The sequence below is a fragment of the Burkholderia sp. AU16482 genome (assembly GCF_002223285.1).
Classification (GTDB): domain Bacteria; phylum Pseudomonadota; class Gammaproteobacteria; order Burkholderiales; family Burkholderiaceae; genus Burkholderia; species Burkholderia semiarida.
Window position 1 is genome coordinate 1,169,384 of sequence record NZ_NKEY01000003.1, and the last position, 15,279, is coordinate 1,184,662.

A 15,279-nucleotide genomic window follows, 5' to 3' on the forward strand; every position below is an offset into this window, starting at 1 on the left:
TTGTTGACGCTGTTCGATCAGATTCCGTGCGATGTTCGAAGGCCGTGAGAGCGGATCGGACGAATCGCGAGTAGTTGCAAATCAGACAATTCAGCGAGCAGCCAATTTGCCAGAGGGAATGCAACAACAAATTGTGATTGATATACGCGGGCAAACAGTATCCCCCGCACAACGGACGGAGATTGTTCAAGGTATTGCTCAAAAGTCGAATGGCATAATTAGCCTGATTAATATTCAATTTAAGATAAAATGAGAACGATAGGCTTTCACGGTGGGCATACAATTTGTGAGCTTGGGCCGGCCCCTGATGTTAGATTGTTCTTCAAGTGTCTCGAACTGTATGCGGCACAAGATCATTCGGAACAAGATTGGAGCTTGTTAACGGATCGCCTATATCGCCGGTACCTTCGGAGGGAGGAGTTGGATAGCGCTCGCGCGTTGATGGCGAAAGCCCGCGAAATTTTTGCAGAAAAGCCAGCTGCAACATCTGTTGAGTGGGATGCTGCAATGCTCGCGAATCCGGAGAAGAGCTGGCTGAATCCAGACCAATCGACACTGGCTGACGTATTTGGAAGGTTTTTTGAAAAATTCGTCGATGCCTGCGAGTCCGCAGAGTCATTCTTCGAGGCATTTAACATCTACCAGCCTGTTCGTGTTGTAATTTCAGATTTGTCTGGATTTACTCGATATCAGAATAGACCTCTTTCTGAATACGACGCACTGGAAGGGGAGCCATTTTGGTTGAAATAATGACTCTCTTGGTTGAATTATGAAATAAAGGAATCGTCCGCAACGCGATTAAAAGAAGGGTTGGCGATCGCGTCCATTGCTAAATCGTCCAAGGTGATTGCCATGATTTTTAGATCGAATTTTGACAAAAGGTATGGTCATCCCAATTTTGTGGTATCGCTGGATGGCGATCTTGAGTTCATGATAAGTGACCTGTTTGAGTATTTTGAGGGCGAGATTCGACGAGGGGTGAGGTTCAATGCTGGTCAGAGTATCCAGTTTGGCTGGATGATCTTGATGTTGAAAGAAGACGGACATGGCGATTTGGAGATGTGGGAGCCAGATTTTCGTCGTATGCCAATAAATTGGATGTTTTCGATAGACAAAACTTTCAAGGATTTGCATTTGCAAAGAGAGGTGTGCGCTCAGGTGAATGTTGATCCGAATTTTCCATCCTTACTGGAGAGGGGGATTGTTTCTCCAGGATTTGGATCATGTCGAGAATTTTTTATAAACCGGGATTTACCGCAGAAAGGCGATTCAGGTTGGTTTTTTGTTGAGCGAGACAATAATGGCGGCGATGGAAAATTCTCCTCCTTGTTTGAGGTGGCGGTGAATTCTCCGAGGGTTGTCCCATTCTTGGCCTTGCCATCTGGCACAATTGTTAAATATGTTGCGGGCAAGATCGAGGTAAGATTTCACGATCGGGTAATTTCTTCCTCGGAGAATAAATTCTTGCAAAGAATTTTGGATGGCTGGACGTCTGGTGGAACGTATCATTGAAATTTTTTGGTGGGATGATTGTAAGTCCAAAAGTGACATCGGGAACGGAAAGGTAGCTGGGTAAACGAGAACGATACGATGAGATTAACGGCGCGCGATTACAATGATTCAGCCGCTGATGCGAGATCCGATCCAGGAATCTAGGCCGGGTTTGCACCTGCGTTGGAAGGAGCCCGACTTGATGGATTGGCTGCCTCGTAAAATCCGATTGCGTCGATGGCAAGGTGATAATTGAGCGAAAAATCCTGCCGTTATGGCGGATAGGGCTTACGATTAAGCCAGTCGTTAGTCACAGGTGCTCGCTCAAAATGGATTTACATGAGCGATGCGGCATGCGAAATAAACAATAATCTGCGCGGGATAAAAGAAATGTTTCATATCCTTGGAATGGCCGGCATCACAGGGAAGGTTGTCTCGTCAAATGGAAAATAAGTACTTTGCAAGAGTAATTATTGATGTTTCGATATTTTTGGAATATTCTGGTGAGAGCGTCATTGATCCGGATGCATCCATGGAGTTACTGGAAAAAATAAGTGGCGGATTGCAAGAGATGTCGGATTGTGAAAGAGCATCTTTGTCGAAAAATATTCGCGAACTGGCGCCGCAATACGGTTCGCGGTCGAGCTTCGTAACTGATCTCCCATCAAATTTGGGAATTTCGGAATAACGAGATCGGTATACCCACCACCATCACTGAATGGTCCGTATGTCACAGTCGGCATGTAGGTAAATTTTAAATTGAGGCGGACTAAGATCATCCTGATCAAATGAGGTGAAAATGGCAGGATCAATAGTTATTTCTAAAGACGTTCGCGTTCCGGTGAGTACGAGTCAGTTCGATTATTTGGTTGGCAGAATCGGTGATCAGTTTGGCTCGTCTGACATTTGGGTTAAGGATGAGGTTTATCTTCCTATGGAAGAAGGGGGAATGAGCTTTATCTCAACGGAATCGTTGAATTCTAACGGGCTGTCAATTTTTCTGACGGCTGTGACGCGGGCTAGAACCGCTTCTCAGGCTGAGAATTCATTTTCGCTATACGAGAATGTGTGGGATCAACTGATTGAGAAGTTGCGGCAAGACACCCGGCTCGGAAATGCGGGGAATTGATTTAAACCGCGACTATAGTTGGGGCCCTGATGTGAATTGATGGCCAGTGCCATATCGATAACGGGGGATGGTTGCTGTCTATTCCTGTCAATCAAAAAATAATTAAATGAAAACGACCAGACGGCTGGCTGTTTTGCCAATCACTACTCTGATCACGCTTGCTGCGCAAGCACAACAGGTGCCCACTCCGAACGACCAAGCCGCCGCCGCCCGCGCGAACGCCGAGCAGAATCAGCAAGTGCAGCAACGTCGTGACACCCAGCAGCGTGAGGCCACCGTGCAAGCGCCGGGCGTGCGCTCGGACGTGCCGCGTCCGGAAGACTATCCGGTATTGCTCGCCGAGACGCCGTGCTTCCGAATCGACCGCTTCACGCTCGACGTGCCCGACTCGTTACCGGCCACGTCAAAGGCGCAAGGCGCATCCGCATTGCCGATGGATCGCTTCGCCTTTGCGCGCGACTGGCTTGCGCACTACGCCGGCCAATGCGTCGGCAAGCAAGGCGTCGACCTGATCGTCAAGGCGTTGTCGCAGGCCATCCTCGCACGCGGTTACATCACGACCCGAGTACTCGTGCCCGAGCAGGATTTGTCCACCGGCACATTGAAGCTTGCGCTGATTCCGGGCGTGATCCGCCACGTGCGTTTCGAGGACGAGAAGCTACGCGGAACGTGGAAGACCGCATTCCCGACGCGCGACGGCGACGTGTTGAACCTGCGCGACATCGAACAAGGGCTTGAGCAGATGAAGCGCGTCTCAAGCCAGGATGTGTCGATGCGTATCGCACCGGGCGATACGCCCGGCGAAAGCGATGTCGTACTCGACGTGAAGCGCGGTAAGCCGTGGACCGTCGTCGCCTCCATCGACAATTCCGGCACGCGCGCGACCGGTAGGCTGCAAGGCAACGTCTCGCTTGGCATCGACAACCCGCTGGGCCTGAACGACATCTTCAACGTCGGCTTCAACCAGGATCTGGAATTCGGCGACAAGCGCTTCGGCTCGCACGGATGGAACGCGTTCTATTCGATCCCCTGGGGCTACTGGACCGGCACGCTCTCCGCCTACACCAACACGTACTTTCAACCACTTGCGGCCGTGAATCAGACGTTCGTTGCGAGCGGCAACATGAAGACGATCGATTTCAGGCTCAATCGTGTGCTGACGCGCAGCCGGAACGATGTGTTCGGCGCACAGGTTCGCCTGACGCGCCGTTTCGGCGACAGCTATATCGAAGGCACGACGATACCGTCGTCGCACCAGAACGCGACCTTTCTCGAACTCGGGTTGACTGACCGGCACTATTTCGGCTCGTCGCAGTTCGACGGCTCGCTTGCCTATCGTCAGGGCTTGGGCTGGCTCGGCTCGACCGATAGCATGTTCGCGGCAGAGGGAGGGCAGACGTACCGATTCAAGATGATCGTGCTCGATGCGAATCTGTCGACACCGTTTGCGATTGGGGCGCAGCCGTTCAAATACGTGACGACCTTTCATGGTCAGTACACCGGCAACACGGTTTCATACCTCGATAGCGTCACGATCGGCAGTCGTTATACCGTGCGGGGATTCGACGGTGAAACGCTGCTGGCGGCATCACGCGGGTTCTACTGGCGCAACGAATTGCAGGTACCCATCGCGCAGACCGGGGCATCGGCCTATGCAGGTCTCGACTACGGTCGGGTCTGGGGACCGGAGCCGGTTGCCTTGGTCGGCACGCAGCTCGCCGGTGCAGTGATTGGCTTCAAGGGCAGTGTCGCGACTCGGTTCGGCGGATACGGCTACGATCTCTTCGCGGGTACGCCTGTCTACAAGCCGTCGGGTTTTCCGACCGCGCGAGTGACGCTCGGTTTTCAGGTGACTGCTCAGTTCTGAAGACAATGAGCCAAGGTACTTCTCCGACACGTACACGTCGCAAGCCCGACGTTGCATATGCCCGTCTGGTCGAGATTGCCGCCGAACGGGGGCATACGCTTCTAACGCTCGAATGGCGAGGGCTGAAGTCCTACTATGAATTCCGCTGCGAATCGGGCCATGACTTCACGCGCATAGGCACTGTCGCGATGCGCGGCACGATAACCTGCCTCCAGTGCGAACAAGTGCGCGTGCAGCACCGCTTTCAGGAACTATTGAGTGAACGCGGTCTTGTTTGCCATGAAGGAACCTATCTCGGTCAAACGGCGCGGCAACATTTCACCTGTCGTTCTGGACACGAATGGACGACCGAGGCTCGCAAGATTCTAGACGGCCACGGGTGTCCGCGATGCGCAAAAATCGAGTTGGCCGCGTGTCTCCTACATTCCGATGGCTTGGAACGTCTTCATGAGGCGGCGGCGGAGCGCGGCGGTCGTTGTCTGACTGACACGTATATCGGTATCGCCCCGCATTACGAATGGGAGTGTGCCGAGGGCCATCGATGGACAGCCGTAGCTCACAGAATCGTCGACGGCGGATGGTGCCCGCACTGTGCTCGAATCAGGCATGGAGAACAGCAACGCGATCCGAACGGGCTCCAGCGATTGCAGGCCGCAGCGGCACTACGCGGTGGACAGCTTCTCTCGACGGAGTATCACGTGACAAATTCGAAGTACCGATTCCGATGCGCACGTGGACATGAATGGACGACGTGGGGGCATTTGGTGCTCGGCGGGGCATGGTGTCGGCATTGCGCCAATCTCGCGAAACGCCGAACGATAGAGGACATGCAGGCAATTGCCGCGGAGCGCGGTGGTCGATGCTTGAGTACCGAATATCACGGCAATCGAGTCAAATTGACGTGGCAATGCGCACACGGACATGTTTGGGACTCGATGCCGAACACGGTGGTCAATCGCGGTGCGTGGTGCCCGAACTGTTTTCGGTTGCGAATCACTCGGGATCCGGTATTGCGCCGGCGCTATGACCACGAGGGGATGTAGTGCAAGCCGCCTTCGGTATCAGGCGCAAGTCTGCTTTTACCCCGCGCCAAAACATCGGCTCAAGCCCGTGACCAGCCGACGGTGTAGAGAAGAGTGGCGGAGCACTTGACCGTACGCTCTTTCGCAACCACCAGGATCGTGTGCCCCCGAATCAGCTTCGCTCCGCCGAGTAGTGCGTATCGAAAACCGCACGCAGCGTCGACGGACCGGTCGCGAAATCGCCCCACAGCGGCCCGTCGTTCTGCGCGAACGCGAACGGCGTCGTCTTGATCGACGCAAGCCGGAAGCGCCATTGCGCGGCTTCCTGGCGGAACGCGGTGAGCTGCATGTCGGACAGCCCCGTCTGCGCGTTCGCGAGCGTGACGAGCGGATCGACCGGATCGTTCGCGACGCGCACCTCGAAATGCAGGTGCGGGCCGGTGGCCGCGCCCGTCATCCCGACCGAGCCGATTCGCTGGCCCTGCTTCACCGTTTCGCCGACCTTCAGCCCGCGCGCGTACGCGGACAGATGTGCGTAGTAGGTCGAATAGCCATCCGCATGATCGACGATCACGTAGCGGCCGTAGCCGCCCGGATCGGTGCCGACGAACGACACGACGCCGTCGGCCGCCGCATCGACCGGCGTGCCGCTCGGCGCGGCGAGATCGACGCCCGTATGGAACGCCATCGCCTGCGACAGCGGATGGATGCGCTCGCCGAAGAACGAACTGATGCGCGTCCACTTGACCGGCATCGTGAACGCCGCGGCTTCGAGCGGCGAACCGTCGAGCGTGTAGTACGCACCGTGTTCGGCGCCCGGCGCGTGGAACCAGATCGCGCCGAACGTGCGGCCGGCGACGCGCAGCTCGAGTGCGGTCAGGCGCGGCGTGCCGTCGTGCGTGTCGAACGCGAGGCGGTAATAGTCGCCGCGCTGCGCACTCGCGCGCATCGCGACCTTGCCGGTGACGAGATCGCCGAGCTGGATGCGCACTTCGGGCGGCACGTCGAGACGATTCAGCGTATCGGACAGCGTGAGCTCGATGTCGCCCGCGCGCATCCCTTGCCGATGATCGGGCGACGCGAACTGGAACAGGCTCGCGTAGCCGAGCATGTCGTTGCGATGCGCGCTGAGCGGCGCGAACAGGCCCGGCTGCGGGCTGCGATCGTTGCGCTCGAGGTATTCGTTGCGCTCGCCGAGCGTGCGTGCAAGCTCGCTCGTCACGAAATGCTGCGCGGTGGGAAACGGCGTATCGGACAGCACGCGCTGCGGCAGCGCGGCCGTGCCCGAGTCGACGGCGCCGGGCAGTTGCGACACGGCAGGCAGCGCGGCGGCGAGACCGAAGGCGGCGAGGGCGCCGAGCACGGCGGCCGGCACGAGCGCGCGCACGAGGCGCTGCGCGCGGCCGGGCGCGAAAGCATCAGGGGTTGCGGCAGGCTTGACCAAAGGTGTCCACATCCAGGAAAGCGGTTCAAAGAGGTGTGGGCAGGAGCCGTCGGCGGTCCATGCGTCAGGGGGGCGACATGGCGGGCGACGGGCGTGCAACAAAACAGGCCCCGCCAGGGGCCTGTATCGTTCCCGTTCGACCCAACTCGCGGGGCGGGCCCCGCTTCGAACGGCGGCGTGCATGCCGGGTCGAACCCGGTTATCACGAAGACGCTAAAGAAAGATGACAGCGTCAGTCTACCGATGTTCCGCGAAACGTTAAAAATTTTAAAGAGGGTCAGCTCATTCGTTTCGCAGTGCGGTAAATCGGGTTAAATCAGCATTTGTTACGACGATTTTCGTTAGTCCGGCAATTTTTGCGCGCGCCTGCGCAGCGCGGCCGACGTGCGGACGGCGTCGAAACCGGCGTCGAGCATCGCCTCGGCGTCGTTCCACAGGTTGCCGCGCAGCCGGTTGGTCCAGATCATCGACGCGAACACGCCTTCGAGCAGCGACACCAGATAGACGGCAGCCAGATGCACGTCGAGATCCGCGGCGATTTCGCCGGCCGCGATCGCGCGACGCAGTAGCGCCTTCGTGATCCGCAGCATCTGCAGCTCCAGCAGCATGCGGCGCCGCTGCAGCGCGCCGTTTTCCTCGCTCTGCTCGCACTTCGTATAGAGGATCACCAGCACGCGCTGCATCGGGCCCGGCTCGCCGCACTCCTGCAGGTAGTGCGACGCGGCGCGCCGCAGCGTCGCGAACGGCGGCAGGCCGTCGCCGGCGTCGAAACCTTCCGACGTGCGCGCGAACGCGCGGTCGCACATCGCCAGACAGAGACTTCCATCTTGTTGCGGTAATGGCCGTAGACGGCGCCCCGCGACATCCCGGCGGCCTCGGCCAGGTCCGCCATCGCGGTTTGCGCGACGCCTCGCTCGAGCAGCACGAGCTCGGCGGCGTCGAGGATCCGGTGCTTGATGGCGAGCGATTCTTCCCGGGTCTTGCGGGCCATGTCGTGAAATTCCTTACAGTTCGCTGTCGTTTTATTGAGACAGTGTGTCAGTCAGATTGAAGCAGCCTGTATTTAATCAGACATGACTGATTATAATCGGCCACCCTGAGCCGCCGCATTGTATCGGCGGCGAACGTTCCGAGGTCAGAACATGAATAACAAACGCACCCTGTTGTGGCGCCGCACGCGGCTGGCGCCGTTCGCGCTCGCGGCCCTGCTGGCGGTGGGCGGATGCGGAAAGGGCGACGAGGACGCCGCGCCGGAGGCCGCGAAGCAGGCCACCGTCGTGACGGTGCGCCCGACGGCGGTGCCGATGACCGTCGAACTGCCGGGCCGGCTGGACGCATACCGGCAGGCGGAAGTCCGCGCGCGGGTCGCGGGCATCGTCACCGCGCGCACCTACGAGGAAGGCCAGGAGGTGAAGCAGGGCGCGGTGCTGTTCCGCATCGATCCCGCACCGCTGAAGGCCGCCCGCGACGCCGCGCAGGGCGCGCTCGCGAAGGCGCAGGCCGCCGCGCTCGCGGCGACCGACAAGCGCCGCCGTTACGACGATCTCGTGCGCGATCGCGCGGTGAGCGAGCGCGACCACACCGAAGCCGTCGCGGCCGACACGCAGGCGAAGGCCGAGGTCGCCTCGGCGAAGGCGGAACTCGCACGCGCGCAACTGCAGCTCGACTACGCGACCGTCACCGCGCCGATCGCGGGCCGCGCACGGCGCGCGCTCGTGACCGAGGGCGCGCTCGTCGGCCAGGACCAGGCGACGCCGCTGACGACCGTCGAGCAGCTCGATCCGATCTACGTGAACTTCTCGCAGCCGGCCGCCGACGTGGACGCATTGCGTCGCGCGGTGAAGAGCGGGCGCGCGACGGGCATCGCGCAGCACGACATCGCGGTGACGCTGCTGCGCGCGGACGGCACCGCGTATCCGCTGAAGGGCAAGCTGCTGTTCAGCGATCTCGCGGTCGATCCGACCACCGACACCGTCGCGATGCGCGCGCTGTTCCCGAATCCGGAGCGCGAGCTGCTGCCCGGCGCATATGTGCGGATCGCGCTCGACACGGCGGTCGACCAGCGGGCGATCCTCGTGCCGCGCGACGCGCTGCTGCGTACCGCCGACCGTACGTCGGTGCGTGTGGTGGGCGCGAACGGCAAGGTCAAGGACGTCGAGGTCACGGCCGACCAGATGAGCGGCCACGACTGGCGCATCACGCGCGGCCTCGCGGGCGGCGAGCGCGTGATCGTCGACGACGCCGCGCAGTTCGCGCCGGATACCACCGTCAAGCCCGTCGAAAAGGCGCCGCGGTCGAAGGCGGCGCCGGCAGCGGCCGCTTCGCGGGCGGCCGCCCGTCAAACCTGACCGGTTCAAACCAACATGGCACGTTTCTTCATCGATCGCCCCGTCTTCGCGTGGGTGATCGCCATCTTCATCATGCTGGGCGGCCTGTTCGCGATCCGCGCGCTGCCCGTGGCGCAGTACCCGGACATCGCGCCGCCCGTCGTCAGCATCTATGCGGCGTACCCGGGCGCGTCCGCGCAGGTCGTCGAGGAATCGGTGACCGCGCTGATCGAGCGCGAAATGAACGGCGCGCCGGGATTGCTGTATACGTCCGCGACGAGCAGCGCCGGGGCGGCGTCGCTGTACCTGACGTTCAAGCAGGGCGTGAACGCCGATCTCGCGGCCGTCGAAGTGCAGAACCGGCTGAAGACGGTCGATGCGCGCCTGCCCGAGCCCGTGCGCCGCGACGGCATCCAGGTCGAGAAGGCCGCCGACAACATCCAGCTCGTCGTGTCGCTGACGTCCGACGACGGCCGGATGACCGACGTGCAGCTCGGCGAGTATGCGTCGGCGAACGTCGTGCAGGCGCTGCGCCGCGTCGAGGGTGTCGGCAAGGTGCAGTTCTGGGGCGCCGAATATGCGATGCGGATCTGGCCCGACCCGGTGAAGCTGGCCGGGCACGGCCTCACCGCGTCGGACATCGCGTCGGCCGTGCGCGCGCACAACGCGCGCGTGACGATCGGCGACATCGGCCGCAGCGCGGTGCCGGACAGCGCGCCGATCGCGGCGACCGTGTTCGCGGACGCGCCGCTGAAGACGCCGGCCGATTTCGGCGCGATCGCGCTGCGCGCGCGGCCGGACGGCTCCGCGCTGTTCCTGCGCGACGTCGCGCGCATCGAATTCGGCGGCAACGACTACAACTATCCGTCGTACGTGAACGGCAAGGTCGCGACCGGGATGGGCATCAAGCTCGCGCCGGGCTCGAACGCGGTGTCCACCGAGAAGCGCGTGCGCGCGACGATGGACGAGCTGTCGAAGTACTTTCCGCCGGGCGTGAAATACCAGATCCCGTACGAGACGTCGTCGTTCGTGCGCGTGTCGATGAACAAGGTCGTCACGACGCTCATCGAGGCCGGCGTGCTGGTGTTCCTGGTGATGTTCCTGTTCATGCAGAACCTGCGCGCGACGCTGATTCCGACGCTCGTCGTGCCGGTCGCGCTCGCGGGCACGTTCGGCGTGATGTACGCGGCCGGCTTCTCGATCAACGTGCTGACGATGTTCGGGATGGTGCTCGCGATCGGCATTCTCGTCGACGACGCGATCGTCGTCGTCGAGAACGTCGAGCGGCTGATGGTCGAGGAAGGGCTCGGGCCGTACGACGCGACCGTCAAGGCGATGCGGCAGATCAGCGGCGCGATTGTCGGGATCACCGTGGTGCTCACGTCGGTGTTCGTGCCGATGGCGTTCTTCGGCGGCGCGGTGGGCAACATCTATCGGCAGTTCGCGCTGTCGCTCGCGGTGTCGATCGGCTTCTCGGCCTTCCTCGCGCTGTCGCTGACGCCCGCGCTGTGCGCGACGCTGCTCAAGCCGGTGTCCGGCGACCATCACGAGAAGCGCGGCTTCTTCGGCGGGTTCAACCGCTTCGTCGCGCGGGCGACGCAGCGCTACGCGGCGCGGGTCGGCGCGATGCTGAAGAAGCCGGTACGCTGGCTCGTCGTGTACGGCGCGCTGACCGCGGCCGCCGCGCTGATGCTCACGCAACTGCCGACCGCGTTCCTGCCGGACGAGGATCAGGGCAACTTCATGGTGATGGTGATCCGCCCGCAAGGCACGCCGCTCGCGGAAACGATGCAGAGCGTGCGCGAAGTCGAGTCGGCCATCCGCCGCGACGAGCCGGCCGCCTATACCTATGCGCTCGGCGGCTTCAACCTCTACGGCGAAGGGCCGAACGGCGGGATGATCTTCGTCACGCTGAAGAACTGGAAGGCGCGCAAGGCCGCGCGCGATCACGTGCAAGCGATCGTCGCGCGCATCAACGAACGCTTCGCGGGCACGCCGAACACGACGGTGTTCGCGATGAACTCGCCGGCGCTGCCCGATCTCGGCTCGTCGAGCGGCTTCGACTTCCGGCTGCAGAACCGCGGCGGGCTCGACTACGCGACGTTCAGCGCCGCGCGCGAGCAACTGCTCGCGGCGGGCGGCAAGGATCGTGCGCTCACCGATCTGATGTTCGCGGGCACGCAGGACGCGCCGCAACTGAAGCTCGACATCGATCGCGCGAAGGCGTCCGCGCTCGGCGTGTCGATGGACGAGATCAACACGACGCTCGCGGTGATGTTCGGCTCCGACTATATCGGCGACTTCATGCACGGCACGCAGGTGCGGCGCGTGATGGTGCAGGCCGACGGGCGGCACCGGCTCGATCCGGACGACGTGAAGAAGCTGCGCGTGCGCAACGCGCGCGGCGAGATGGTGCCGCTCGCGGCGTTCACGACGCTGCACTGGACGCTCGGGCCGCCGCAGCTCACGCGCTACAACGGCTATCCGTCGTTCACGATCAACGGCTCGGCCGCGGCCGGCCACAGCAGCGGCGAGGCGATGAGCGCGATCGAGCGGATCGCCGCGAAACTGCCGGCCGGCATCGGCTATGCGTGGTCGGGGCAGTCGTTCGAGGAGCGGCTGTCGGGCGCGCAGGCGCCGATGCTGTTCGCGCTGTCGGTGCTGGTCGTGTTCCTCGCGCTCGCGGCGCTCTACGAGAGCTGGTCGATTCCGTTCGCGGTGATGCTGGTCGTGCCGCTCGGCGTGATCGGCGCGGTGCTCGGCGTCACGCTGCGCGCGATGCCGAACGACATCTATTTCAAGGTGGGGCTGATCGCGACGATCGGGCTGTCCGCGAAGAACGCGATCCTGATCGTCGAAGTCGCGAAGGATCTCGTCGCGCAGCGCATGTCGCTCGTCGACGCGGCGCTCGAGGCCGCGCGCCTGCGGCTGCGGCCGATCGTGATGACGTCGCTCGCGTTCGGCGTCGGCGTGCTGCCGCTCGCGTTCGCATCGGGCGCCGCGTCCGGCGCGCAGACGGCGATCGGCACCGGCGTGCTCGGCGGCGTGATCACGGCGACCGTGCTCGCGGTGTTTCTCGTCCCGCTGTTTTTCGTGATCGTCGGCAGCCTGTTCGACGTCGGCCCGCGCCGGCGCGGCGGCGCGCAGCCGACGACGATGGAGGGTTCGCAACCATGATGTTCGCGCTGAATGTACGCGCCGCGCGGCGGTTTCCGGCGGCGCTCGCCGCCGCGCTCGCGCTCGCCGGGTGCTCGCTCGCGCCGCGTTACGAGCGCCCGGCGGCGCCGGTGCCGGCGACCTATGCGCCGGTCGACGGCAATACGACACCGGCCGGCGCGTCGGCCGCGGCGCAGGATACGGCGCTGCTCGACGACTGGCATGCGTATTTCACCGATCCGGCGCTGCAGGCGTGGATCGACGCGGCGCTCGCGAACAATCGCGACCTGCGGATCGCGGCCGGCCGGCTCGAGGAAGCGCGCGCGCTGTACGGCGTGCAGCGTGCTGACCTGATGCCGTCGGTTGATGCGAATCTCGGCTATGAACGCGCGCGCCAGTACGATCCGGTCGTGCGCGAAAGCGCGATCAGCGGGCTGTACCGCGCGGGCGTCGGCGTCAGCGCATACGAGCTCGACCTGTTCGGCCGCGTGCGCAACCTGTCCGACGCGGCGCTCGCCGAATATTTCGCGACGGCCGACGCGCAGCGTACGGTCCGCATCGGCGTGATCGCCGAAGTGGCGGGCGCGTACGTTTCCGAACGATCGTTGCACGAGCAACTGGCGCTCGCTCAGCGCACGCTCGATGCGCGCGAGCGGATGGCCGCGCTCACGCAACGCCGCTATGCGGCCGGCACGAGCGACGCGATCGAGCTGCGCTCGGCCGAGATGCTGGTGGCGTCCGCGCGCGCGTCGCAGGCCGCGCTGCGGCGCGAGCATGCGCAGGCCGTACGGGCGCTGCAATTGCTGGCGGGCGACTTCGCGCGCAGCGTGCCCGGCGACGCGACCGCACTCGACGCGCTGTCGATCGCGCCCGTGGCGCCCGGTGCGCCGAGCGCATTGCTCGAACGGCGGCCGGACATCCGGCAGGCCGAGGCACGGCTGAAGGCCGCGAACGCGAACATCGGCGCGGCGCGCGCGGCGTTCTTCCCGCGCATCGCGCTGACGACGGACTACGGCTCGGTGAGCGACGCGTTCTCGAGCCTGTTCGCGGCTGGCACGAGCGTGTGGACGTTCGCGCCGCGCATCACGCTGCCGATTTTCGCGGGCGGCCGCAATCGCGCGAACCTCGACGTCGCCAACGCACGCAAGGACATCGCCGTTGCCGAATACGAGAAGGCGGTGCAGACCGCGTTTCGCGAAGTGGCCGATGCGTTCGCCGCGCGCGACTGGATCGACCGGCAGCTCGCCGCGCAGCAGGATGTATATGAGGCGGACGGCGCGCGGCTGAAGCTGGCGGAGCGTCGCTACGCGGGCGGCGTCGCGACTTATCTCGAACTGCTCGACGCCCAGCGCAGCACGTACGAGTCGGGGCAGGAACTGATCCGGCTCAGGCAGCTCAGGCTCGCGAACGCGATCGCGCTGTACCGTGCGCTCGGCGGCGGCTGGGCGCCGGCAACGGCGGAGGCCGCGGCTTCCGCGTGACGTGCGATTCGTCGCCCGACGCCGCGGCGTGTCGGGCGACTTCACGGCGGCCACGCGCTTCGACGTTCGGCCGCCGCTTCGACAGGGCGTACCGCCCGCCGTGCCGCCGATCGTCGTCGGCGCTTCCTTTCACCGTTCGGCGGACCGTCTCCGCGCTTTTCATTTCGCCCAATCCGGCATGCCAGCCGCGTTCCAGCGGCCGCGCGTGCATGCGGTTTCACGATCGGCAATTGACGATCGAATTAATCAATGCATTGGAATTAATGGCGGCGACAAAGTGTCGCGGTAAAACGTTTGTATGCTTTTCGCAATCGTTTGCGCGATAAATCCATGTCGATGGAATGCCGTCGTTAATTTCCTGTCAGTTGAAAATGGCGCGATATTCGCGTTGCGATATGACAACGGTGGCGGCTTTGGACAATGTTTTGTCTTTTGAATGGCGCTCCCATGCAAGCCAATGCAGGCAAGGGCTGGCGGCGCACCAGAGATTGTCGGCAAGAAATTTCCTTAATCTTCAATAATTTCCGAAAAATAAAAAAGGACTGCGGATGAAAAGGCGGGAATTGAAAATGGAAAGGAAGGAATGAAGTTTTAGAGGGGTAAATCGAACATTGTCAGATGTATTTGACAATGATTTACAGAAATCTTTCGCGGTTATCTCGATAATGCCGCCTCGTGACGGACGGGAGCCACCACACGCTGCCGTTTGCGTCCGCCACGTCATTCATTCCATTTGCACTCCTTACGGGAAACTTCATGAAAAAAACCATCCTGACCGCTGTCGCACTCGCGGCCCTGTCCACCTCGGCCTTCGCGGCGGGCACCGGCACGATCAACTTCACCGGCGAGATCGTCGCGGGCGCATGCGGCATCGACTCGGGCTCGGTCAACCAGACCGTGAACCTCGGCAAGGTGCCGACCAACGTGTTCAAGCAGGCCGGCGACAAGTCCACGCCGACCAACTTCGACATCAAGCTGACCGATTGCGACACCAGCGTCGCGAAGAACGCGTACTTCACGTTCACGGGTACGTCGAGCGCCGGCCAGCCGAAGCTGCTCGCCACGATCGGTTCGGCGACCAACGTCGGCATCCGCCTGCAGGCCGCGTCGGGCGAGTACCTCGACAACGGCGCCGAGCAGAAGGCGCCGACGGTGCTGCAGAACGGCACGAACATCGCGCGCTTCGCGGCGATGTACGAAGCGACGGCAGCCGGCGTGACGCCGGGTACCGCGGACGGCGTCGCGAACTTCACGGTCCGCTACCAGTAAGCGTCGGTATCGGAGGAGGGAGGCATGCGCCCCTTCCTCCGTCATCTTTCCCCCGTTTTCCTTCCCCCTGGACTCCCGGTAGCGCCGCGTGCG

General features: G+C 62.4%; 9 protein-coding genes and 1 pseudogene. 8 read left to right on the forward strand and 2 right to left on the reverse strand.

What is annotated here, in order from left to right:
• Positions 1 to 420 precede the first annotated feature (420 nt).
• The 4 genes from CFB35_RS34940 to CFB35_RS08020 all read left to right on the forward strand — a co-directional run bounded on the left by CFB35_RS34940 (position 421) and on the right by CFB35_RS08020 (position 4,487).
• Positions 421 to 750, forward strand: a complete 330-nt coding sequence (locus tag CFB35_RS34940; protein WP_306427095.1) for a hypothetical protein — start codon at positions 421 to 423, stop codon at positions 748 to 750.
• Positions 751 to 762: 12 nt separating this feature from the next.
• Positions 763 to 1,512: a hypothetical protein gene (locus tag CFB35_RS34200; RefSeq protein ID WP_143328702.1), complete on the forward strand. Its 750-nt coding sequence runs from the start codon at positions 763 to 765 to the stop codon at positions 1,510 to 1,512.
• A gap of 421 nt (positions 1,513 to 1,933) precedes the next feature.
• A complete protein-coding gene (locus CFB35_RS08015; RefSeq protein ID WP_089464730.1) occupies positions 1,934 to 2,179 on the forward strand; it encodes a hypothetical protein in 246 nt (81 codons plus the stop codon).
• A 547-nt stretch (positions 2,180 to 2,726) separates the two neighbouring features.
• On the forward strand, positions 2,727 to 4,487 hold the full coding sequence (locus tag CFB35_RS08020) for a ShlB/FhaC/HecB family hemolysin secretion/activation protein (protein WP_089464731.1): 1,761 nt from the start codon (positions 2,727 to 2,729) through the stop codon (positions 4,485 to 4,487).
• Between the two features lie 1,194 nt (positions 4,488 to 5,681).
• Here the strand turns inward: CFB35_RS08020 and CFB35_RS08030 are convergent.
• Positions 5,682 to 6,965, reverse strand: coding sequence for a M23 family metallopeptidase (locus CFB35_RS08030; protein ID WP_179231721.1), 1,284 nt, complete (start codon positions 6,963 to 6,965; stop codon positions 5,682 to 5,684).
• Positions 6,966 to 7,294: 329 nt separating this feature from the next.
• A pseudogene (locus CFB35_RS08035) lies at positions 7,295 to 7,944 on the reverse strand (TetR family transcriptional regulator).
• Between the two features lie 151 nt (positions 7,945 to 8,095).
• Between CFB35_RS08035 and CFB35_RS08040 the strand changes: the two are divergent.
• The 4 genes from CFB35_RS08040 to CFB35_RS08060 all read left to right on the forward strand — a co-directional run bounded on the left by CFB35_RS08040 (position 8,096) and on the right by CFB35_RS08060 (position 15,186).
• Positions 8,096 to 9,301 carry a MexX/AxyX family multidrug efflux RND transporter periplasmic adaptor subunit gene (locus tag CFB35_RS08040; RefSeq protein WP_089464733.1) on the forward strand — a complete coding sequence of 402 codons (1,206 nt, stop codon included), beginning with the start codon at positions 8,096 to 8,098 and terminating at the stop codon, positions 9,299 to 9,301.
• Positions 9,302 to 9,316: 15 nt separating this feature from the next.
• On the forward strand, positions 9,317 to 12,457 hold the full coding sequence (locus CFB35_RS08045) for a multidrug efflux RND transporter permease subunit (RefSeq protein WP_089464734.1): 3,141 nt from the start codon (positions 9,317 to 9,319) through the stop codon (positions 12,455 to 12,457).
• Entirely contained in the window at positions 12,457 to 13,917 is a 1,461-nt protein-coding gene (locus CFB35_RS08050; RefSeq protein WP_089464976.1) for an efflux transporter outer membrane subunit, read from the forward strand. Before CFB35_RS08045 ends, CFB35_RS08050 begins: the two co-directional genes overlap by 1 nt.
• A gap of 756 nt (positions 13,918 to 14,673) precedes the next feature.
• Complete coding sequence (locus CFB35_RS08060; protein ID WP_059584116.1) at positions 14,674 to 15,186, forward strand: fimbrial protein; 513 nt, start codon at positions 14,674 to 14,676, stop codon at positions 15,184 to 15,186.
• Positions 15,187 to 15,279 lie beyond the last annotated feature (93 nt).

Excerpts from the sequence above, each read along its gene's own strand:
- CFB35_RS08015 (WP_089464730.1), top strand. The coding sequence starts at position 1,934 with ATGGAAAATAAGTACTTTGCAAGAGTAATTATTGATGTTTCGATATTT.
- CFB35_RS08030 (WP_179231721.1), bottom strand. The coding sequence starts at position 6,965 with ATGTGGACACCTTTGGTCAAGCCTGCCGCAACCCCTGATGCTTTCGCG.
- CFB35_RS08040 (WP_089464733.1), top strand. The coding sequence starts at position 8,096 with ATGAATAACAAACGCACCCTGTTGTGGCGCCGCACGCGGCTGGCGCCG.
- CFB35_RS08060 (WP_059584116.1), top strand. The coding sequence starts at position 14,674 with ATGAAAAAAACCATCCTGACCGCTGTCGCACTCGCGGCCCTGTCCACC.
- CFB35_RS08020 (WP_089464731.1), top strand. The coding sequence starts at position 2,727 with ATGAAAACGACCAGACGGCTGGCTGTTTTGCCAATCACTACTCTGATC.
- CFB35_RS08045 (WP_089464734.1), top strand. The coding sequence starts at position 9,317 with ATGGCACGTTTCTTCATCGATCGCCCCGTCTTCGCGTGGGTGATCGCC.
- CFB35_RS08050 (WP_089464976.1), top strand. The coding sequence starts at position 12,457 with ATGTTCGCGCTGAATGTACGCGCCGCGCGGCGGTTTCCGGCGGCGCTC.